General features: G+C 61.3%; 22 protein-coding genes and 4 tRNA genes. 19 read left to right on the top strand and 7 right to left on the bottom strand.

Features of this window, described 5'->3' with window-relative positions:
• Positions 1-27: 27 nt before the first annotated feature.
• From ACLIKD_RS17070 to ACLIKD_RS17055, 4 genes are read right to left on the bottom strand one after another with little or no spacing between them, the layout of a single operon-like run.
• Positions 28-297: an HP0495 family protein gene (locus ACLIKD_RS17070; RefSeq protein WP_428825967.1), complete on the bottom strand. Its 270-nt coding sequence runs from the start codon at positions 295-297 to the stop codon at positions 28-30.
• Position 298: 1 nt separating this feature from the next.
• Positions 299-1,174, bottom strand: a complete 876-nt coding sequence (locus ACLIKD_RS17065) for a D-amino acid aminotransferase (RefSeq protein ID WP_226418114.1) — start codon at positions 1,172-1,174, stop codon at positions 299-301.
• A gap of 5 nt (positions 1,175-1,179) precedes the next feature.
• The gene (locus tag ACLIKD_RS17060; RefSeq protein WP_428825966.1) at positions 1,180-2,319 is read right to left on the bottom strand and encodes a D-alanyl-D-alanine carboxypeptidase family protein; all 1,140 of its coding nucleotides are present in this window, start codon (positions 2,317-2,319) and stop codon (positions 1,180-1,182) included.
• Positions 2,320-2,359: 40 nt separating this feature from the next.
• Positions 2,360-3,268, bottom strand: a complete 909-nt coding sequence (locus ACLIKD_RS17055) for a LysR family transcriptional regulator (protein ID WP_226418116.1) — start codon at positions 3,266-3,268, stop codon at positions 2,360-2,362.
• Between the two features lie 105 nt (positions 3,269-3,373).
• Here ACLIKD_RS17055 and htpX point away from each other — a divergent pair, with 105 nt between their 5' ends.
• The 6 genes from htpX to ACLIKD_RS17025 all read left to right on the top strand — a co-directional run bounded on the left by htpX (position 3,374) and on the right by ACLIKD_RS17025 (position 11,152).
• The gene (htpX, locus tag ACLIKD_RS17050) at positions 3,374-4,252 is read left to right on the top strand and encodes a protease HtpX (protein ID WP_428825965.1); all 879 of its coding nucleotides are present in this window, start codon (positions 3,374-3,376) and stop codon (positions 4,250-4,252) included.
• A 79-nt stretch (positions 4,253-4,331) separates the two neighbouring features.
• Positions 4,332-5,531 carry a TolC family protein gene (locus ACLIKD_RS17045; protein WP_428825964.1) on the top strand — a complete coding sequence of 400 codons (1,200 nt, stop codon included), beginning with the start codon at positions 4,332-4,334 and terminating at the stop codon, positions 5,529-5,531.
• Positions 5,528-6,667 (top strand): efflux RND transporter periplasmic adaptor subunit, encoded by a 1,140-nt coding sequence (locus ACLIKD_RS17040; protein WP_428825963.1) that lies wholly within the window; start codon positions 5,528-5,530, stop codon positions 6,665-6,667. The genes ACLIKD_RS17045 and ACLIKD_RS17040 overlap by 4 nt, the downstream gene beginning before the upstream one ends.
• Entirely contained in the window at positions 6,664-9,774 is a 3,111-nt protein-coding gene (locus ACLIKD_RS17035) for an efflux RND transporter permease subunit (RefSeq protein WP_428825962.1), read from the top strand. The genes ACLIKD_RS17040 and ACLIKD_RS17035 overlap by 4 nt, the downstream gene beginning before the upstream one ends.
• A complete protein-coding gene (locus ACLIKD_RS17030) occupies positions 9,771-10,106 on the top strand; it encodes a P-II family nitrogen regulator (protein WP_226418121.1) in 336 nt (111 codons plus the stop codon). Before ACLIKD_RS17035 ends, ACLIKD_RS17030 begins: the two co-directional genes overlap by 4 nt.
• A gap of 125 nt (positions 10,107-10,231) precedes the next feature.
• Positions 10,232-11,152 carry a PAS domain S-box protein gene (locus ACLIKD_RS17025; RefSeq protein WP_428825961.1) on the top strand — a complete coding sequence of 307 codons (921 nt, stop codon included), beginning with the start codon at positions 10,232-10,234 and terminating at the stop codon, positions 11,150-11,152.
• On the opposite strand, the gene ACLIKD_RS17020 is transcribed toward ACLIKD_RS17025, so the two are convergent.
• The 3 genes from ACLIKD_RS17020 to lgt all read right to left on the bottom strand — a co-directional run bounded on the left by ACLIKD_RS17020 (position 11,149) and on the right by lgt (position 13,245).
• The gene (locus tag ACLIKD_RS17020) at positions 11,149-11,898 is read right to left on the bottom strand and encodes a hypothetical protein (protein WP_428825960.1); all 750 of its coding nucleotides are present in this window, start codon (positions 11,896-11,898) and stop codon (positions 11,149-11,151) included. The genes ACLIKD_RS17025 and ACLIKD_RS17020 overlap by 4 nt on opposite strands.
• 8 nt (positions 11,899-11,906) lie before the next feature.
• On the bottom strand, positions 11,907-12,383 hold the full coding sequence (locus ACLIKD_RS17015) for a VOC family protein (RefSeq protein WP_203468420.1): 477 nt from the start codon (positions 12,381-12,383) through the stop codon (positions 11,907-11,909).
• A gap of 73 nt (positions 12,384-12,456) precedes the next feature.
• A complete protein-coding gene (gene lgt / locus ACLIKD_RS17010) occupies positions 12,457-13,245 on the bottom strand; it encodes a prolipoprotein diacylglyceryl transferase (protein ID WP_226418124.1) in 789 nt (262 codons plus the stop codon).
• An 88-nt stretch (positions 13,246-13,333) separates the two neighbouring features.
• On the opposite strand from lgt, the gene ilvD reads away from it, so the two are divergent.
• The 13 genes from ilvD (at position 13,334) to rplJ (ending at position 20,940) form a co-directional block, all read left to right on the top strand.
• Positions 13,334-15,190 carry a dihydroxy-acid dehydratase gene (gene ilvD / locus ACLIKD_RS17005; RefSeq protein ID WP_226418125.1) on the top strand — a complete coding sequence of 619 codons (1,857 nt, stop codon included), beginning with the start codon at positions 13,334-13,336 and terminating at the stop codon, positions 15,188-15,190.
• Positions 15,187-15,807, top strand: coding sequence for a homoserine/homoserine lactone efflux protein (gene rhtB / locus ACLIKD_RS17000; protein ID WP_428825959.1), 621 nt, complete (start codon positions 15,187-15,189; stop codon positions 15,805-15,807). The genes ilvD and rhtB overlap by 4 nt, the downstream gene beginning before the upstream one ends.
• Positions 15,808-15,980: 173 nt before the next feature.
• Complete coding sequence (locus ACLIKD_RS16995) at positions 15,981-16,289, top strand: c-type cytochrome (protein WP_428825958.1); 309 nt, start codon at positions 15,981-15,983, stop codon at positions 16,287-16,289.
• A gap of 95 nt (positions 16,290-16,384) precedes the next feature.
• Positions 16,385-16,469: transfer RNA gene (locus tag ACLIKD_RS16990), tRNA-Tyr, on the top strand.
• A gap of 42 nt (positions 16,470-16,511) precedes the next feature.
• A tRNA-Gly gene (locus tag ACLIKD_RS16985) sits at positions 16,512-16,585 on the top strand.
• 30 nt (positions 16,586-16,615) lie between these two features.
• Positions 16,616-16,690 (top strand) — tRNA-Thr (locus ACLIKD_RS16980).
• A gap of 52 nt (positions 16,691-16,742) precedes the next feature.
• Complete coding sequence (gene tuf, locus ACLIKD_RS16975; protein WP_226418128.1) at positions 16,743-17,933, top strand: elongation factor Tu; 1,191 nt, start codon at positions 16,743-16,745, stop codon at positions 17,931-17,933.
• A 61-nt stretch (positions 17,934-17,994) separates the two neighbouring features.
• A tRNA-Trp gene (locus ACLIKD_RS16970) sits at positions 17,995-18,070 on the top strand.
• Positions 18,071-18,094: 24 nt separating this feature from the next.
• The gene (gene secE, locus ACLIKD_RS16965; RefSeq protein WP_264180018.1) at positions 18,095-18,448 is read left to right on the top strand and encodes a preprotein translocase subunit SecE; all 354 of its coding nucleotides are present in this window, start codon (positions 18,095-18,097) and stop codon (positions 18,446-18,448) included.
• Positions 18,445-18,978, top strand: coding sequence for a transcription termination/antitermination protein NusG (gene nusG / locus ACLIKD_RS16960; protein WP_226418129.1), 534 nt, complete (start codon positions 18,445-18,447; stop codon positions 18,976-18,978). Before secE ends, nusG begins: the two co-directional genes overlap by 4 nt.
• A 107-nt stretch (positions 18,979-19,085) precedes the next feature.
• A complete protein-coding gene (gene rplK / locus ACLIKD_RS16955) occupies positions 19,086-19,517 on the top strand; it encodes a 50S ribosomal protein L11 (protein ID WP_226418130.1) in 432 nt (143 codons plus the stop codon).
• A 2-nt stretch (positions 19,518-19,519) separates the two neighbouring features.
• Entirely contained in the window at positions 19,520-20,215 is a 696-nt protein-coding gene (rplA, locus tag ACLIKD_RS16950; protein WP_428825957.1) for a 50S ribosomal protein L1, read from the top strand.
• A 227-nt stretch (positions 20,216-20,442) separates the two neighbouring features.
• Positions 20,443-20,940: a 50S ribosomal protein L10 gene (gene rplJ / locus ACLIKD_RS16945; protein WP_226418132.1), complete on the top strand. Its 498-nt coding sequence runs from the start codon at positions 20,443-20,445 to the stop codon at positions 20,938-20,940.
• Positions 20,941-20,947 lie beyond the last annotated feature (7 nt).

The raw sequence follows: 20,947 nt of genomic DNA, 5'->3' as shown, positions 1-20,947 counted from the left end.
TTCACAGCCTTGCCCCTGCTCGGTACCTCACAGCACCACTTTGATCAGGGGGTGGCCGCTCAACTCGGTGTACAGCGCATCAAGCTGCGGCTTTGAGGTGGCAATCACGGTGCAGGTCAGGCTGAGGTAGTTGCCGCCCGAACTGGCACGCATTTCCATCCGCGCCGCGTCGAAGTCCGGGGCATGTCGGGTGACGATTTCGAGAACGACCTGGGCGAGCGTCTCCTCCGCCTTGCCCATGATCTTCAGGGGAAAGTCGCAGGGGAATTCGAGAAGGGTGTCCTTGTAGGAAGCCATTTCAGCCTTTGCGCATGACCGTGTTTTTGAAATCCTGATACCACCGCCACATCTTTTCGCCGATCGGGCCGGGTTGGCCGGTGCCGACAGCGCTACCGTCGAGGGTCGTGATCGCCAGGATTTCCTTGGTAGACGAGGTCATCCAGACCTCGTCGGCGGTACGAAGTTCAATTTCCTGGATCTCGCGGACTTCGATGGCTTGACCGTGGAGGTCGGCCAGTTCAAGGATGACGTCGTAGGTGATGCCGGGCAGCATCAGCTGCGTCTTCGGCGGCGCAAGCAGCACGCCGTTTTTGACCAGGAAGATGTTCGAGGCGGCGCCTTCCTTCAGGTAGCCGTCGCGGACCAGCAGCGCTTCGGCGCAGCCGGCCTCGATCGCCTGCTGGCGGGCCAGCACGTTGGCGAGCAGCGAAATGACCTTGAGGTCGCAACGCGCCCAGCGCTGGTCGGCCACAGTGATCGCCGCGACGCCCTGGGCCCGCGTTTCGGCCGACGGAGTGACCAGCGGCGAAGCGAAGGCGAAGACCGTCGGCGGCACGCTGGCCGGCGGGAAGGCGTGGTCGCGTTTGTTGTCGGCGCCGCGCGTGACCTGCAGGTAGATCGACTGGTCATCCCACGGTGCGCTGCCGATCAACTGCTCGACGACCGCTGTCCAGCCGGCGAGATCGAGCGGATTGGCCAGCTTGATGCCGGCCAGCGTCGCTTGCAGGCGCCGCAGGTGTTCGTCGCTGCGAAAGGCGCGTCGGGAGTAAACCGGAATGACCTCATAAACCCCGTCGCCATAGAGAAAACCGCGGTCGAGCGGCGAGATGCCGGCCTCGGCCAGGGGCAGGAATTGACCGTTCAGATAAACGGGATCAGCGACGTAAGGGGTCATGGGTCTTAGTTGAACCAGAGTTTTACAGTATCGATGGTGCGACCGAAGATGCCGGCGACCGGCACATTTTCAAGGGCGCTGACCGGATATTCGCCGTAGGCCTTGCCATCGATGCTGACCTTGACCACGCCGACTTTCTGGCCGATCTGGACCGGGGCCATCAACGGTTGTTGCGAGATAAACTGGGCCTGCACCTTGTCGGCATAACCCTTCGGTACGGCGACCATCAGGTCGGCGGGGAAACCAGCCTTGGCTTCCTTCTGGGCGCCCTTCCAGACACGCAGCGACGAGACCGGCTGATTCGCGGCGTAGAGCTTGACGGCGTCGTAGGCCGTGAAGCCCCAGTTGAGCAGTTTCAGGGATTCGCTGGCGCGCGCCGAGTCGGAGCTGGTGCCCAGCACGACGGAGAGCAGGCGGCGCTTGTTGCGCTGCGCCGAGGAAATCAGGCAATAGCCGGCGGCATCGGTGTGGCCGGTCTTGACGCCATCGACGGTGGGGTCGACCCAGAGCAGGCGGTTGCGGTTGGGCTGGGTGATGTTGTTGTAGCGGAATTCCTTCATCGAGTAATACTTTTTGTATTCCTCGGGGAAGTCATGAATCAGCGCGCTGGCCAGAACGGAAAGGTCGCGGGCGGTGGTGTAATGCTGCGGATCGGGCAGGCCGGTTGAGTTGCGGAAACTGGAGTTTTTCATCCCCAGGCGCTGTGCTTCGCGGTTCATCATCTGGGCGAAGTTTTCCTCGCTGCCGGCAATGCCTTCGGCCAGCGTGACGCAGGCGTCGTTACCCGACTGGACGATCATGCCCTTGATCAGGTCTTCGACCGGCACCTGGGTGTTGACCCGGACGAACATCTTCGAACCGCCGGTCCGCCAGGCTTTTTCCGAGACCGGCAGGGACTGGCTGAGGGCAATGGTCTTCTGGCGCATGGCCGAGAAGGTCAGGTAGGCGGTCATCAGTTTGGTCAGGGAGGCCGGCTCAAGGCGTTCGTCCGGCAACTCCGCGCTCAAGATCTGGCCGGAGCCGGTTTCCAGCAACAGCCAGGATTTGGCGGCTAGCGACGGCGGGATGGGCAGTTGCTGGGCGGCGGCCTGGGCGGCGAAAAAGAGGCTGAGTACGAAGAGGAAAGTCTTGTGAAACATCGGCATGGGATTTGTTTTATTTCGCGGTGCGTTGGGGGGGAATTGATTATACCCCCGGCCCGGACTGGACTTGTGCCGAGGCGGCGCAGAGGACCTCGATGGCCGGATGGCGGATGCGGCGTTCATTGGAGATGGCGTAAATCTGCTCGCTGACGCCGGTCATCGGGCCGAGTACGCGGGCGTTGAGCTGGCTTGCGATCTGTTCGGCAAGAACCAGCGGCGCCGGAAAGATGCCGAGTCCGCCGCGGCCAAAGGTGTTGAGCAAGGCGCTGTCCTCGAACTCGCCAACGATTTTCGGGCGGATTCCGGTACTTTCCAGCCAGCGGTCGATCCGCCCGCGCAGGGCGTTGTGCCGGGTCGGCAGCAGCAGCGGTGCGCCATCCAGGCTTTTCGGGAAACCGGCCTGATAACGCTCAAGCAAATCGGGCGTGGCGAACAGGCCGTTTTCGAAGTCGCCCAGGCGTGTGCTGAAGACCTTCAGATTGCCGCCGACCGGCGCCGCCCGGTCGGTGAGCACGACATCGAGGCGGTGCAGGGCGAGCTCGGCGAGCAAGCTCTCGAACTCGCCCTCATCGCAGATCAGCCGGACGTCGACCGGCATGCTGGTGACCGACGAGAGCAGCCGATAGGCAAGCAGTTTCGGGATGCCGTCGGAAATCCCGGTGCGCAGACGCAGCGTCGATTCGCTGCCGCTGGCCTGGACGGCATCGACCAGTGCGTCGCCCAACTGGAATATCTGGTCGGCGTAGCCGAGCGCCACCCGTCCCGCCTCGCTCAGCACGAGGCCGCGCCCCTGGCTGTTGAACAGGGCTTTGCCCAACTGGCGTTCGAGCAGCGACAGCTGGCCGCTGATCGTCTGCACGGCCAGCCCGAGGCGTTCGGCGGCACGGGTGATGCTGCCTTCCTGGGCGACGACCCAGAAATAGTGGAGGTGCTTGTAATTGAGTGGCGTCATGGTTGTTTTGCAGAAAAAACCGATGTAATTGTCAAGTTAGATGTGATTTTACCGTAGTGTGCAATGCAATATTATTCCGCTGTTTCCCTCATTTAGGAGTTCGCCATGAAACGCGTTCTACTCTTCCTTGCTACCAATCTTGCCGTAATGCTGGTCCTCAGTCTGGTCACCAGCCTGCTCGGCGTCAATCGCTTCCTGACCGCCAACGGCCTCAATCTTGGCATGCTGCTCGTCTTCGCTGCCGTGATCGGCTTCGGCGGCTCCTTCATTTCGCTGCTGATGTCGAAAATGATGGCCAAGTGGAGCACCGGGGCGCGCGTCATCGAGTCGCCGAGCAGTTCGACCGAGGTCTGGCTGGTCGATACCGTGGCCCGTCTGGCCGAACGGGCCGGCCTGCCGATGCCGGAAGTGGCGATTTACGATGGCGAGCCGAACGCCTTCGCTACCGGCGCCAGCAAAAACAGTTCGCTGGTTGCCGTGTCCACCGGCTTGCTCGCCAGCATGACGCGGGAAGAAGCGGAAGCGGTGCTGGCCCATGAGATTGCCCACATCGCCAACGGCGACATGGTGACGCTGACCTTGATCCAGGGCGTCGTGAACACTTTCGTGATCTTCCTGTCGCGGGTCGTCGGCTATCTGGTCGATTCCTTCCTGCGCAAGAACGACCAGGAGAGCAGCGGCCCCGGCGTCGGCTACATGGTGACCAGCATGATCTGCGAAGTGGTGTTCGGTGTTCTGGCCAGCATCATCGTCGCCTGGTTCTCGCGGCAGCGCGAGTTTCGGGCTGATGCCGGGGCGGCGCAGTTGATGCGTTCGCCGTTGCCGATGCAGAACGCGCTGCGTCGCCTGGGCAATCTGCACACCGAACCCCTGCCGCAGAACATGGCGGCCTCAGGGATCGCCGGTGGTCAGGGCTGGATGGCACTGTTTTCGACCCATCCACCGCTGGAAGAGCGTATCGCTGCGCTGGCCCAGTCGCGCTGAGCGGGTGCTGAAAGGCATGCGAGTTAGCCAATACAAAACCATGATGCGCTGCACAAAATTAATCGCTCTCGGACTGGGCTTGAGCGCCAGCCTCGCCTTCGCCCAGCCGGCCTATGACCTGCCGCATCTGGAAGCGTTGGCCATGGAATCGAGCCGGGCGGTTCTCGCCGCCCGCGATCAGGTAACGGCGGCACGTTCGGCGATCGACAGCGCCGGCGCCTTCGCCAATCCCGAAGTCGAGTTCCTCGCCGGTACGGCACGTTCGCGAGGGGCGGCCGGTAATCCGGGCGATGCCCGCAGCCTGACCTTGACCCAGCCGCTCGACATGCCGTGGCGTCGGGGTGCCCGGATCGGAGCGGCCGAGGCCGGGCTGGATGTCACCGTGGCGGCCACCCGGGCTTTCGAGGCCGACATCCTGGCCCGTCTGCGCATGCGCTACTTCGAAGTGTTGCGGCGTCAGGTCGAGTTGCAGAACGCCTTGGAGGATGCTGCGCTGATGGACGATGTGCGCTCGCGGATTGCCTTGCGCGTCGAGGTCGGCGAGGCACCGCGTTTCGAGCTGATCAAGGCCGATGCGGAAATGCTGATGGCCCGGAAAACCGCCCAAGCCGCGGGCTTTCGCGTTGAGCAGTCGCGCTCCTTGCTGCGCCAGGCGGTCGGCAATGCGCTGCCGGCTGACTTTACGCTGAGCGGGCGACTCAGGGATGTGCCCGATCTGCCGCCGCTGCCCGGCCTGAGCAAGCAACTGGCGGAAAACAGCCCCGATTTGGCGCGAGCCCGTGCCGAAATGCGCCGCGCCCAGCGTCAGCTTGATTTCGAGAAAGCCCAGCGCTGGCCCAACCTGGCGCTGAAGGCCAGCGTCGATGAAGACCACGACATGCGCACTTCGAAGTTCGGCGTCGTCGTCTCGATTCCGCTCTGGGATCGGCGACGCGGACCGGTCGGCGAAGCGGCGGCGCAACTGGCGCGGAGCCGCAACGAGCTGGAGGCCCAGGAGTTTTCGCTGGGCCAGGCGCTGCAGGTGGCCTATCAGCAATATGAAATCGCCGAGGCGCAGGTCACCGCGCTGGAAGGCGGCATCGTCAAGCAGGCCCAGGCGGCCCTGAAGGTGGCCGAATCGGCCTACCGCTTTGGCGAGCGCGGTTTCCTCGAAGTGCTCGATGCCCAGCGCGTTTATCGCGCGGCGCGTTCCGAATTGATTGCCGCTGCCTACGAACTGGCAGCGGCCTGGGTTGATATTGAAAGGCTGCGGGCGACTCCCGGAGAAAAAACAGAATGAAAAATGCGTTGGTTTTACTGTTGAGCGCGGCGCTGCTGCTTGGCTGCGACAAGGAGGATGCGCCGGGGGCCGCAGCCCCGGTTGCCGATCCGGCGGTCGTCACACCGGCCCCGGAACTGTTGGCGCAGCTCAAGCTGCACCAGGTCACTACCGAGCCGGTCGCGGAAACCTTGCGGGTGGCCGGGAAGATCGATTTTGACGAACAGCGTCTGGCGCGGATCGGGGCGACGGTAACCGGGCGGGTCACCCAGATCGACGCCCTGCTTGGCCAAGCGGTCAAAAAGGGCGAGGTCCTGGCGCGTCTGAACAGCAGCGAACTGTCCAGTCAGCAATTGGCCTACCTCAAGGCGCGCGCCCAACTCGAGCTGAACCGGCGCAACGCCGAACGGGCGAAGGCGCTGTTCCAGGCCGATGTGATCGGTGCCGCTGAATTGCAGCGGCGCGAAAGCGAACACCAGATTTCGCTGGCCGAAACCCGGGCCGCCGCCGACCAGTTGCAACTGCTCGGCGTCAGCCCGGCGGCCATCGACCGTTTGGCCAAGCAGGGCGCCGTCGATTCGGTGACGCCGGTAGTGGCCAGTCTGGGCGGCGTGGTTGTCGAGCGCAAGCTGGCGCAGGGACAGGTCGTCCAGCCGGCCGATGCGCTCTTTGTCGTCGCCGATCTGACCCGGTTGTGGGCGGTGGCCCAGGTGCCGGAGCAGCAGGTCAGCCAGGTCAAGACCGGGCAGATCGTCAACATCGAAGTGCCGGCGCTGGGTAATGAGAAGCTGGTCGGCAAGCTGATTTTCGTCGGCCAGACGATCGATCCGGACACCCGGACCGTGCTGGTGCGGACCGAACTCGATAATGCCGATGGCCGTTTGAAGCCGGCCATGCTGGCCACCATGCTGATCGAGGCGAAGGCCGTCGACCGCCTGGTCGTGCCGGCCAGCGCCGTGGTGCGCGAGAACGACGAAGACCACGTCTTCGTCGCCGAGGGGGACGGGGCGTTCCGGCTGCTCAAGGTCAAGCTGGGGCCGGAGCAGGGCGGACGGCGGGTCGTGCTGTCTGGCCTGAAAGGCCAGGAAAAGCTGGTCATCGACGGCGCTTTCCACCTGAACAACGAGCGTAATCGCAAGGAAATGGAGGGCGCGTGATCGAGTCATTAGTTCGTGCGGCGCTCAAGCAGCGCCTGATTGTCGTCGTCATCGCCATCGTGCTTTTTGTGTTTGGCATGGATGCCGCACGCAAGCTGTCGGTTGATGCCTTCCCCGATGTCACCAATGTCCAGGTCCAGATCGCCACCGAGGCGCAAGGGCGCTCGCCAGAAGAGGTCGAGCGCTTTGCCACCGTGCCGCTCGAAGTGGCGATGACCGGCCTGCCCGGGCTGGAGGAAATGCGCTCCTTGAACAAGCCGGGCCTGTCGTTGATCACCCTGGTCTTCAACGATAAGACGGATGTCTATTTTGCCCGCCAGTTGGTCATGGAGCGCCTGCTCGAAGTCGGTTCGCGCCTGCCGCAGGGCATCACGCCAGTGCTCGGGCCGGTATCGACCGGCCTCGGCGAGGTCTATCAATACACGCTGGAACGCCCGGACGATGGCGACCGGACCTTGACGCCGGAAGAGCTGATGCAGCGCCGGATTGCCCAGGATTGGGTGGTCCGGCCGTTGTTGCGCTCAATTCCCGGGGTGGCCGAGATCAATTCCCAGGGTGGCTACGCCAAGCAGTACCAGGTGCTGGTCAACCCCGACAAGTTGCGCCATTACGGCTTGTCGGTGGCCGACGTCTATCAGGCGGTCGGGCGCAACAACGCCAATGCCGGCGGCGGTGTGCTGCCGCAATTCGCCGAGCAGTACCTGATTCGCGGCGTCGGCCTGGTCCGTGACCTGGAAGACCTGCGCGCCATCGTGCTGCGCGAAAAGGACGGCGTGCCGGTCTATGTCCGCGATGTCGCGGAGGTGGAGATCGGCCACGAGGTACGCCAGGGCGCGGTGATCAAGAATGGGGTGACCGAGGCGGTTGGCGGTGTGGTGATGATGACCGCCGGCGGCAACGCCAAGGCGGTGGTCGGCCTGATCAAGGCGCGAGTCGATGAGATCAACGCCAAGGGCATGTTGCCGGAAGGCCTGAAAATCACCGCCTACTACGACCGTTCCGAACTCGTCGATGCCGCCTTGTGGACCGTCACCAAGGTCTTGCTGGAAGGCGTCGTGCTCGTCGTCGTCGTGCTGTTCCTCTTTCTCGGCGATGTCCGCTCCTCGCTGATCGTCGTCGCCACCCTGGTGCTGACGCCGCTGCTGACCTTCATGGCGATGAACCAGTTGGGTATTTCGGCCAACCTGATGTCGCTGGGCGGTCTGGCGATCGCCATCGGTCTGATGGTCGATGGTTCGGTGGTGGTGGTCGAGAATGCCTTCCTCCAGCTCGGCCGCCAGGCCAAATCCGGCGAAAGCCAGTTGCGGGTGATATTGCGGGCGGTGGTCGAAGTTGCGACGCCGGTCATCTTCGGCGTCGGCATCATCATCCTGGTGTTCCTGCCGCTGATGACGCTGCAGGGCATGGAAGGCAAGATGTTTGCGCCGCTCGCCTACACCATTGCCATTGCGCTAGGCATTTCGCTGATCCTGTCGATGACCCTGACGCCGGTGATGTCGACCTACCTGCTCAAGCCGCCGGTCCATGATGGCGATCACGACACCAAGCTGATCGCCGCGATGAAGAAGCGCTACATGAAGCTGCTGCACTGGACGCTGGGCAACGAGAAGAAGACCGTTACCCTGGCTGTCGCGGCTTTCGTCGCGACGGTCGGCGTCCTGCCCTTCCTCGGCACCGCGTTCATTCCGGAAATGAAGGAAGGCTCGGTGGTGCCCGGCATCAACCGGGTGCCGAACATCTCCCTCGACGAATCGATCAAGATGGAAATGGAGGCGATGCGCCTGGTCATGCAGGTGCCCGGCGTCAAATCGGCGGTCTCCGGCGTCGGCCGGGGCGAGTCGCCGGCCGATCCGCAGGGGCCGAACGAATCGACCCCCATCGTCAGCCTGAAGCCGCGCAGCGAGTGGCCGTCGGGCTGGAACCAGGATGATATTCAGGATGCCATGCGCGACAAGCTGAAAGTCTTGCCCGGCGTGCAGATCGTCATGGCCCAGCCGATTTCCGACCGGGTCGACGAGATGGTGACCGGGGTTCGTTCGGACATTGCCGTCAAGGTGTTTGGTGACGATCTCGATCAACTGCGAAAAATTGCCGGCCAGATCGGCAAGGTGGCGCAGGCGCTGCCCGGCGCGCAGGATTTGCGCATCGAGCGGATCAGCGGCCAGCAGTATCTGTCGGTCGAAATCGACCGGCAGGCCATTGCCCGGCTCGGCATCAACGTCTCGGATGTCAACGATCTGCTGGAAACGGCGATTGGCGGCAAGGTGGCGACGGAAATCTTCGAAGGCGAGCGTCGCTTCCCCGGGGTTGTTCGGCTGCCGGAGCGCTTCCGGAATAATGTCGAGGCGATCTCGAACGTCCTGATCACCTCGCCGAACGGCGCCCAGGCCCGCCTGGCCGACGTTGCGCAAATCAAGGTCATGGATGGTCCGGCCCAGATTTCGCGTGAGCTCGGCAAGCGTCGCATCGTCGTCGGCGTCAACGTCAAGGATCGCGACCTCGGCAGTTTCGTCGCCGAACTGCAGCAAAAGGTCGGGCAGGAGATCAAGTTGCCGGAAGGCTATTACCTCGAGTGGGGCGGTCAGTTCCAGAACATGGAGCGGGCGCTTGGCCACCTGACGGTGATTATCCCTATCACCATTGCGGCCATTTTCTTCCTGCTGTTCCTGCTCTTCAATTCGCTGCGTTTCGCCACACTGATCATTACCGTGCTGCCCTTCGCCTCGATCGGCGGCATCGTCGGTCTGTTCGTCAGCCGGGAATACCTGTCGGTGCCGGCCTCGGTCGGCTTTATCGCGCTGTGGGGCATCGCCGTGCTCAACGGTGTCGTGCTCGTCTCGTATATTCGCGGCTTGCGTCAGGAAGGACGCACCGTGCGTGAGGCGGTGATCGAAGGAGCATCACTGCGTTTCCGGCCGGTAATGATGACGGCAACCGTCGCCATGCTTGGCCTGATTCCCTTCCTGTTCTCCAACGGGCCGGGTTCGGAAGTGCAGCGGCCGCTGGCGATTGTCGTCATCGGCGGGTTGATCACCTGCACCTTGCTGACGCTGCTGGTTTTGCCAACCATTTACCGCTGGTTTGACGATGAGGAGGTCGAAGCATGAAAGAAATCAAGGCGGTCATCCGCCCCAACAAGCTGTCCGCATTGCGTGACGCACTGGTTTCCCTGCCCGGTTTCCCCGGCATGACGGTTACCCGGGTCGAGGGTTGCAGCGCGCCATCGCGCCATGTGGCAAGGCATACGATCAAGGAGGTGCTGACCGATTACACCGCCAAGGTGCGTATCGAGATCGTTGCTCCCGACGACGTCGCCGAGGCCATTTTTCAGCGGATTACCGAGGTCGCCCAGACCGGCCATTATGGTGATGGCCTGGTCTGGATCACCGAACTTGAGAAGGCCGCCTTCATTTTCAAGAGCACGCCAGGCGCAGATTAGTACTGCTTGTTTTTTCGGCGCATTACTTTCGTGATATGTGAAGCTTTTCACGCTGGGATTCGTCAGGCATTTGTACACTCGACAGCTGTTCATGTCCCGATTTGGGTGGGCGGCTTGTCGAGTTTATGGAAAATGTACTGAATCCTGGCGCCAGCCTCACGCTGATGTCGCCGACCGAATTGCAGGAAGGCGTCGCCAGCCTTTCGCGTGGGGCCTATTTCAAAGAGGCCTCGTTCGAGATGACGCTGAGCATCCTCACCGAGTCCGCGGCACAGATGTCGGGCATCGAGCGGGTCAGCATCTGGGCGTTGACCGATCAGCAGCAGGAATTGCGCTGCCTCGATCTCTATGAATTGGCCGGGCGCCGGCACAGTCGCGGCGAGGCGGTGCGGGCCAGCCGCTACCCGCGCTATTTCATCGATTTGAGCAGTGCCAACTGCATTTCCGCCGACGACGCCAGCTTGCATCCATCGACCGCCGAGTTCGCCGGCGATTATCTGGCCAAGCACAAAATAACCGCCATGCTCGATACGCCGATACATATCCGCGGCGAGTTGCAGGGCGTTTTTCGCCTCGAACAGGTCGGCTCGCGCCAGCCCTGGGTAACGGCGCACCGGCTCTTCGCCCATGCCGTGGCCAATCTGGTGACGCTGGCGCTGGTCGAGTATGAGGCCGACGAAGCGCGGCGTTTGGCGGCGAGCGCCAAGGAGCGCCTGGAGGCGGTATTCAGTGCCTCACGGGACGCCCTGTTGCTGTCCGACGGGGAAAGTGGCGTCATTCTCGATGCCAATCGTCAGGCGGAAAAACTGTTTGGCTGCGCGCGTCGCGAACTGGTCGGTCGGCATCACCGGCAATTGCATCCGGAATCCGTCGCGGCGAAAGCGGCTCGCGAGTTTCAACAGGTTCTTGATGGATTGGGCGATGCCGTGCAGCTCTCGGAAATCAAGCGCAGCGACGGCACGGTCCAGGCGGTCGAAATCACCACTGAAGTCGCCGATCTCAGCGACGGCCGGCGCCTGGCGCTCGGCATTTTTCGCCAGGTTTAGGCGTCGACCAACGCAATCGCCGCAGTCAATTGGCGCAGGCTCTCGTTGATCCGCCGGCGGGCGGCATCGTTGTCGAGATCAAGTTCGCTGCCGACGAGATCGGCCAGTTGGCGCCCTTGGTGCATGAGGCCGTAGAGTTCGAGATGCTCCGCCTGTTGGGCGATCTGCGTTGCTGCACTCTTCAGTGCATAGGCATCGGGCGGCAGGGCAGCCAGCGCGTCATGCATCTGTTCGATGTGTTCCCGGGCTTCCTCGGCAAACAAGTGGTCGAGCACCGCTGAGCGCTCGCCGGCTTCCGGGCGCACGCTCAGCGTCGCCTCCAGCCGCTGGGCGAAATGACGGGCGCGCTCGGCAAAAACCTTGTGTTCCAGACCCCCGGCTTCGCCGAGACACTCGATGGTCGCGGTCAGTGCCGCAATCAGGCGCGGGGCAGTCGTCCGTTCCAGCTGATCGGCGGCGCTGGCCAGCGCTTCACCCAGGCGCAGGCAGTCGGCATCGGCGGTTTCCAGCGCCACGCCATAGAGCGCAAAAATGGCGCTGCGCACTGCGCTGCCATCGTCGCGGTAGCGATCCGACCAGGCCAGGGCGAGACAACTGCAAGCGGCAATCCAGCGCTCGTTGAGCTTTTCATCGAAACGCAGTGGCTGTGGTTTGGCCAGCCAGGGCAGGATGGCGGCGGTCGCCTCCAAGGTGGGGGCGAGCGCCGCACGGGTTTCCTCGAGATCCTTCTCGGGGATGTCGGACATATCGATGATTATTGCGCGGCCAGTTTGGCGAAGGCGGAAACAACTTCCGGCGGCGCCTGGACCAGTTCGATCAGCACGCCTTCGCCGCCAATCGGAAATTCTTCATTGCCCTTCGGGTGCAGAAAGGTGATGTCGAAGCCGGCGGCGCCCTTGCGGATGCCGCCCGGGGCGAAACGCACGCCATTGGCCGACAGCCATTCGACGGCCTTGGGCAGGTCGTCGATCCACAGGCCGACGTGATTGAGCGGCGTGGTGTGCACGGCCGGTTTCTTTTCCGGGTCGAGCGGCTGCATCAGGTCGACTTCAACCTTGAACGGGCCGGTGCCCATGGCGCAGATGTCCTCGTCGACGTTCTCGCGCTCGGAAACGAAAGTGCTGGTGATTTCGAGGCCGAATTTCTCGACCCACAAGGTGCGGAGCTTTTCCTTGGAGGGGCCGCCGATGGCGATTTGCTGAATGCCGAGTACCTTGAACGGACGTTGCATGGCTTGATTCCTGTCGTGAATTGAAAGACCTAATCCATAATTATAAAGGCTCGGCGCCGCCTGGGAAGGCGCTTCAGGTGCGCCGTCGGTGCGCCATAAGGAGCAGGCCGATACCGATCAAGATCATCGGCAGCGACAGCCATTGCCCCATGCTGATCGTGTAGGACTGGCCGAAAATCCCGGCATCCGGTTCGCGGAAAAATTCGGTAAAGAAGCGGAATGCGCCGTAGCCGATCAAGAACACGCCGGAGGCCGCGCCACGCGCGCGTGGCCGGCTGGTGTAGAGCCACAGGATGATGAACAGTGCGAGGCCTTCGAGACCGATGTGATAGAGCTGCGATGGGTGGCGCGGCTGCATGTCGCCGGCTTGCGGAAAGATCATCGCCCACGGCAGGCTGGCGTCGGCGACGCGGCCCCACAGTTCGCCGTTGATGAAGTTGCCGAGACGGCCGGCGGCCAGGCCGAGTGGGACGAGCGGAGCGATGAAATCGGTGATGTCGAACCAGGCCAGGCGATTTTTTCGCGCCCACAGTGTCATGGCCAGCAAGACCCCGAGAAAACCGCCATGAAAGCTCATGCCGCCCTTCCAGACGGCGACGATCTCAAGCGGGTGGCTCAAGTAATAGGCCGGCTCGTAAAACAGCACCTGGCCGAGCCGGCCGCCGATGATCACGCCGAGCATGCCGTAGAACAGCAGATCGTCGAGCTGTTCGGCGGTAATGAAGCCGGGGCGGGTCTTGATCCGGTAGCGGCCGAGCAAAATAAACTGAACGAAGGCAACGAGGTACATCAAACCGTACCAACGCACCGACAGTGGGCCGAGCGAAAAAGCGACCGGGTCGAACTGGGGGTGAAGAAGCATTGATGGCTTAGAGTGGGCTAGAATTAGCCGATTATAGTTCGCGCCTTTCGTTATCGAATTCCGGCGCATAGTTTTGACGGAGATAGTCATGCCCCAGTACCGTTCCCGCACTTCCACCCACGGTCGCAACATGGCCGGCGCGCGCGCCTTGTGGCGCGCCACCGGCATGAAGGACGGCGATTTCGGCAAACCGATCATTGCCGTCGTTAACTCCTTTACGCAGTTCGTGCCGGGTCATGTGCATCTGAAGGACATGGGCCAGCTGGTCGCCCGCGAAATCGAGGCGGCCGGCGGCATCGCCAAGGAGTTCAACACGATTGCCATTGATGACGGCATCGCCATGGGGCACAGCGGCATGCTGTATTCCTTGCCGTCGCGCGACCTGATCGCCGACTCGGTCGAATATATGGTCAATGCCCACTGTGCCGACGCCATGGTCTGCATCTCCAACTGCGACAAGATCACCCCGGGCATGCTGATGGCGGCCATGCGCCTGAACATCCCGGTGGTCTTCGTCTCCGGCGGTCCGATGGAAGCTGGCAAGGTCAGCTGGAAAGACCAGACCATCAAGGTCGATCTGATCGATGCGATGATCAAGGCCGGCGACCGGTCGGTTTCCGATCAGGAAGTCGAGAGCTTCGAGCGTTCCGCTTGTCCGACCTGCGGTTCGTGCTCCGGCATGTTTACCGCCAATTCGATGAACTGTCTGACCGAGGCCCTGGGTCTCAGTTTGCCCGGCAACGGAACGGTCGTCGCCACGCATGCCGACCGCAAGCAGCTTTTCCTGCGCGCCGGCCGCCTCGTCGTCGACTTGTGCAAGCGCTATTACGAACAGGACGACGCGTCGGTGCTGCCGCGCTCGATCGTCACCAAGGAAGCCTTCGAGAACGCCATGACCCTCGATGTGTCGATGGGCGGTTCGACCAACACCGTGTTGCACATCCTGGCCATGGCACGCGAAGGCGGCGTCGATTTCACCATGCCGGACATTGATCGCATTTCCCGCCGCGTGCCCTGCCTGGCCAAGGTGGCGCCGGCGACCCAGGAATACCACATCGAAGATGTGCACCGTGCCGGCGGCATCATGGGCATCTTGGGCGAACTCGATCGCGCCGGCCTGTTGCACCGCGATTTGCCGACGGTCTATTCAGCAACGCTGGGTGAGGCCATTGACCGTTGGGACGTCGTCCGTGAGCATGACGTGACGGTGCATGAGTTTTTCAAGGCCGCGCCGGGTGGCGTGCCGACGCAGACCGCCTTCTCGCAGGATCGCCGTTACAACGAGCTCGATCTCGACCGCACGCATGGCTGCATCCGCAACAAGGCCAATGCTTATACGCAAGATGGAGGGCTGGCCGTGCTCTACGGCAACATCGCCCTCGATGGCTGCATCGTCAAGACCGCCGGGGTCGATGAATCGATCTGGAAATTCACCGGCAAGGCGCGCGTCTTCGAAAGTCAGGATGCGGCGGTGGAGGCCATTCTCGGTGAGAAAATCGTTGCCGGTGACGTCGTCGTCATTCGCTACGAAGGCCCGAAGGGCGGCCCGGGCATGCAGGAAATGCTTTACCCGACCTCTTATCTGAAATCGATGGGGCTGGGCAAGGAATGTGCGCTGTTGACCGATGGCCGGTTCTCGGGCGGCACCTCCGGGCTGTCGATCGGGCACGCCTCGCCGGAAGCGGCGAATGGCGGCGCGATCGGTCTGGTCGAAGAAGGCGATACGATCGAGATCGATATCCCGAATCGGCGCATTCATCTGGCGATTAGCGATGACGAACTGACGGCGCGTCGGGTCGCCATGGATGCCAAGGGTGATGCGGCCTGGCTGCCGGTCGACCGCGAACGTGTCGTTTCGGCCGCCTTGCAGGCTTACGCGCTGATGGCGACCTCGGCTGACAAGGGCGCGGTGCGCGACGTGACGCAGATTCAGCGTCGCAAATGAGCTTCGCGGTCTGGCTCGGGTTCCTGTTGGCGGCGATCCTGATCGCCGTCACGCCCGGGCCGGGTGCCGTGATCAGCATGAGTACCGGGCTGCGTCATGGCTACCGGGCGGCATTGTTGGCCATTTGCGGCCTGCAGGCGGCGATCATTCTGCATCTGCTGATCGTGGCAATCGGTCTGGGGGCGTTGCTGGCAACTTCCGAAACGGCCTTTTCCATCGTCAAATTCGTAGGCGCCGCCTATCTGGTCTGGCTGGGCATTCAGAAATGGCGTGCTCCGACCATTCCGGCGGCAGCTGATGCGGTGCCTTTGACGCATAAAGGCTTGTTTTTCCAGGGACTGCTGGTCAATCTGACCAACCCTAAGGCAATTGTCTTCATCTGTGCCCTGGTCCCGCAGTTTATCGATCCGGCAAGGCCGCAGGTGCCCCAGTATTTGCTGATCGCCGTGACGCTGTGCCTGACCGACATGATGGTGATGTCGACCTACGCCTTGGGCGCGGCGAGTTTGGCGCGCTGGTTGCATGATCCGCGCACCATCCGTCTGCAGAATCGCGCCTTTGGCGGTTTGTTCGTATCGGCCGGGGCGCTCCTGGCAATGTCCTCGCGCTCTTCCTGAGCGGGGCGGTCAACGTCCGGTCGAGGTGTGCGTTAATTGACCACCGATACCGGTCGGCCGACGTTCCCGTGAGCGAAATCCCCTACTGCTGAAGCGGTTTGCACGCGACGGGAAAGGGTCTTATCATCCGAAGCTGATTTTTTACCTATAAACCTGACAAACGGAGTGAACGAATGAAAGCTGTTTATATCGCCATGATGGCTGCCGCAGGCATCGTGATGACCGGCCAGGCCCACGCCGACGAAGCCTTGGCCAAAGCCAAGAACTGTATGTCCTGCCATGCCGTCGACAAAAAGCTGGTTGGCCCGGCCTACAAGGACGTTGCTGCCAAGTACAAGGGCGACAAGGGTGCGGTTGCTACCTTGGCCGCCAAGGTCAAGGCAGGCGGCAAGGGCGTCTGGGGTCAGATCCCGATGCCGCCGAACAATGTTACCGATGACGAAGCCAAGAAGCTGGTTACCTGGGTGCTGTCCCAGAAGTAATCTGCACTTTGCAGAGAAAAGCCGGCCTCGAGCCGGCTTTTTTTATTTTAGGGGTTGACAGTCTTTGCCTGGGTCCGGATAATCTTGCGTTCTCCGGAGGGGTTCCCGAGCGGTCAAAGGGATCAGACTGTAAATCTGACGGCTCTGCCTTCGAAGGTTCGAATCCTTCCCCCTCCACCAGATTTAATGCTGTAGCGGCCTGTGCTGCGGGCGTTGGGTTTTGCGGGTGTAGCTCAATGGTAGAGCTGAAGCCTTCCAAGCTTAAGACGAGGGTTCGATTCCCTTCACCCGCTCCACGATGCGGTAAGGCTGGGTTTTTAAGGTAGGCCCATGTGGCTCAGTGGTAGAGCACTCCCTTGGTAAGGGAGAGGTCGGCAGTTCGATCCTGCCCATGGGCACCACCGTTTAGCTTGGATTCTGGATTTTTTGTTATTTGATCATTGAGGAACTGGAATGGCTAAGGAAAAATTCGAGCGTACGAAACCGCACGTAAACGTGGGCACGATTGGTCACGTTGACCATGGCAAGACCACGCTGACGGCTGCGATTACCACGGTGCTGGCAAAGAAGTTTGGCGGCTCCGCCAAAGCGTATGACCAGATCGATGCGGCGCCGGAAGAAAAGGCTCGCGGTATTACTATCAATACCGCCCACGTCGAGTACGAAACCGCCAACCGTCACTATGCCCACGTGGATTGCCCGGGCCATGCTGACTACGTCAAAAACATGATTACCGGTGCTGCCCAGATGGACGGCGCCATTCTCGTCTGTTCCGCCGCTGACGGCCCGATGCCCCAGACCCGCGAGCACATCCTGCTGGCCCGTCAGGTCGGTGTGCCGTACGTGCTGGTGTACATGAACAAGTGCGACATGGTTGACGATGCCGAACTGCTCGAACTCGTCGAAATGGAACTGCGCGAGCTGCTCTCCAAGTACGATTTTCCGGGCGACGACACCCCGATCATTCACGGCTCCGCCCTGAAGGCTCTGGAAGGCGATCAATCCGAAATCGGCGAACCGTCGATCTTCCGTCTGGCCGATGCCCTGGACTCCTACATCCCGACCCCGGAACGTGCCGTTGATCAGCCGTTCCTGATGCCGGTGGAAGACGTCTTCTCGATCTCCGGCCGCGGTACTGTCGTTACTGGTCGTATCGAACGTGGCGTCGTCAAGGTTGGCGAAGAAATCGAAATCGTCGGTATCCGTCCGACCGTCAAGACCACCTGTACCGGTGTGGAAATGTTCCGCAAGCTGCTCGACCAAGGTCAGGCTGGCGACAACGTCGGCGCCCTGCTGCGCGGCACCAAGCGGGAAGATGTCGAACGTGGTCAAGTGCTGTGCAAGCCGGGTTCCATCACCCCGCACACCCACTTCACCGGCGAAGTGTACGTGCTGTCGAAAGACGAAGGTGGTCGTCACACCCCGTTCTTCAACAACTACCGTCCGCAGTTCTACTTCCGCACGACCGACGTGACCGGCGCGATCTCGCTGCCGGAAGGCGTTGAAATGGTCATGCCGGGTGACAACATCCAGATGACCGTCAAGCTGATCGCCCCGATCGCCATGGAAGAAGGTCTGCGTTTCGCCATCCGTGAAGGCGGTCGTACCGTCGGCGCCGGTGTCGTTGCCAAGATCATCGAGTAATCGGTAGTCTTTTGTAATCAAGGCGCTTCGGGAGACCGAGGCGCTTTGATGTTTCTGCAGCAGGGGTGTAGCTCAATTGGTAGAGCAACGGTTTCCAAAACCGTAGGTCGGGGGTTCGATTCCCTCCGCCCCTGCCACCCTCTTTAAAGATCGCGAACTTCATGGCTGACAAGATCAAGTTTGCGCTGGCGCTGGTAATTCTGGCAGCTGGCGTGGCTGGCTTCTACCTGCTCTCGGAGCAGGCAATGATTTTGCGCGTCCTGGCGGTCCTCGTTGGGTTTGCGCTGGCGATTGCCGTGGCTTGGAAGACTGAGCCCGGTCAGCGCTTTTTTGTATTTGCCAACGAGTCAGTGGTTGAAGCCAAGAAAGTTGTCTGGCCAACCCGCAAGGAAACCATGCAGACCACCGGGGCGGTTTTTGCCTTTGTCGTGGTTATGGCGGTCTTCCTCTATCTGACTGATAAGAGCCTCGAGTGGGTTCTCTACGACCTCGTGCTGGGCTGGAAGAAATCATGAGCAAACGCTGGTACGTCGTACATGCCTACTCCGGCTTCGAAAAAAGTGTGATGCGCGCCATACAGGAGCGCATTACCCGTTTGGGTATGGAAGAAAAATTCGGCCGCATTCTGGTGCCGGTTGAAGAAGTTGTGGAAATGAAGGGTGGTCAAAAGGCTATTTCCGAGCGCAAGTTCTTTCCGGGCTACGTGCTGTGCGAAATGGATATGGACGACGATTCCTGGCACTTGGTGAAGAACACGCCCAAGGTCACGGGATTCGTTGGTGGTACCGCCACCAAGCCGACCCCGATTTCCGAAAAAGAAGTCGAAAAGATCATGCAGCAAATGCAGGAAGGGGTTGAAAAGCCCCGTCCCAAGGTGCTCTTCGAGGCAGGGGAGGTGGTTCGGGTCAAGGAAGGTCCGTTCACCGATTTCCATGGCTCGGTCGAGGACGTCAATTACGAAAAGAATCGTCTGCGTGTTTCCGTGACCATTTTTGGTCGGGCGACGCCGGTTGAGTTGGAGTTCGGTCAGGTCGAAAAAGCCTGATTGTTTGGTTCAGGGCATGCCGAAAGCCCTGTGTTTCGGCAAGAGGAGCGTTGGTAGTGAGGTGATCCTCGTGAAGACGCGCTACCACTCATTTATTAGGAGCCATTATGGCGAAGAAGATTGTTGGCTACATCAAGCTGCAAGTGCCGGCGGGCAAAGCAAACCCGTCGCCCCCGATTGGTCCGGCGCTGGGTCAGCGCGGCCTGAACATCATGGAATTCTGCAAGGCCTTCAATGCCCAGACGCAAGGCGTCGAGCCGGGCCTGCCGATTCCGGTCGTGATTACCGCTTTCGCGGACAAGTCTTTCACCTTCGTGATGAAGACCCCGCCGGCCACCATCCTGATCAAGAAGGCTGCTGGCATCAAGTCCGGTTCGGCCAAGCCGCATACCGACAAGGTCGGCAAAATCACCCGCGCCCAGGCTGAAGAAATCGCCAAGGCCAAGCAGCCGGATCTGACCGCTTCCGATCTCGAGGCAGCTGTTCGTACGATCGCTGGTTCCGCCCGCTCAATGGGCATTACGGTAGAGGGTCTGTAATCATGGCGAAGCTCACCAAGAAACAAAAGGCCGTGGCTGGCAAGGTTGTTGCCCAGAAGCTCTATCCGGTTACTGAAGCGCTGACCCTGGCCAAGGAAACCGCCACCGCCAAATTCGACGAATCCATCGACGTTGCTGTCAACCTCGGTGTTGATGCACGCAAGTCCGATCAGGTTGTCCGTGGTTCCGTGGTGTTGCCGGCCGGTACCGGCAAGTCGGTTCGCGTTGCCGTGTTCGCTCAGGGCGAAAAGGCCGAAGCCGCCAAGGCTGCAGGCGCTGAAGTCGTCGGTTTCGACGATCTGGCTGCCGAAGTCAAGGCCGGTAATCTGAACTTCGACGTTGTCATCGCGACGCCGGATGCCATGCGTATCGTCGGTCAGCTCGGCCAGATTCTCGGCCCGCGCGGCCTGATGCCGAACCCGAAGGTTGGTACCGTGACGATGGATGTCACGACGGCTGTCAAGAACGCCAAGGCCGGCCAGGTTCAATACCGCACCGACAAGGGCGGCATCGTGCACGCCACGATCGGTCGCGCATCGTTCTCTGTCGAAAGCCTTGAAAGCAACCTGAAGGCCTTGATTGATGCCTTGAACAAGGCGAAGCCCGCTTCCTCCAAGGGGCAGTATCTGCGCAAGGTCGCGGTCGCTGCCACCATGGGCCCGGGCGTTCGCGTTGATCAGGCTACGCTGGTTGGTTAAAAGTACTTTGGGCTGCTGATTGCTGTCTAGGCAGCAATCAGCGGATCGTCAAAGACCGCAGGCGCCCCGGTAACGGAGCTTAATCGCAATTGCACCCTGCGCAGACGGTGCCCCAGAACAAGATTTCTTGCTGACCGAAGAGGTCAGCATAGCTTCTGGTTCAGGTCGCCGTAGGTGCGGCGGAAAATTCTTTCCGCCGTGTTATGACTTGAAAGGAGGAAAGACCTGTGGGTCTCAATCTGAACGACAAAAAAGCGGTTGTAGCTGAGGTGTCGGCACAAGTGGCCAACGCACAGACCATCGTGATTGCCGAATATCGTGGCATTGGGGTCGTCGACCTCACCGTGCTGCGCAAGAAGGCACGCGAGTCTGGTGTGTATCTGCGTGTGTTGAAGAATACCTTGGTGCGTCGCGCGGTCGCGGACACCCCGTTCGCCGGCCTGGCTGACCAAATGGTCGGTCCGCTGATTTACAGCGTGTCTGCCGATCCGGTAGCTGCTGCAAAGGTTCTCAGCGATTTCGCCAAAACCAACGACAAGCTCGTGCTCAAGGCCGGTTCCTATGCCGGCAACGTGCTCGACAAAGCCGGTGTGCAGGCGCTTGCCTCCATCCCGAGCCGCGAAGAGTTGCTCTCCAAGCTGCTGTATGTCATGCAGGCTCCGGTTGCCGGCTTCGTCCGTGCTCTGGATGCTCTTGCCAAGCAGCGCGAAGAAGTCGCCGCTTGATCCTTAC

It is taken from the genome of Azonexus sp. IMCC34842, assembly GCF_050368855.1.
GTDB classification, from domain to species: Bacteria; Pseudomonadota; Gammaproteobacteria; order Burkholderiales; family Rhodocyclaceae; genus Azonexus; species Azonexus denitrificans_A.
The sequence above is the reverse complement of the archived record's forward strand: the minus strand, read 5'-3'. Positions and strand labels throughout refer to the sequence as shown.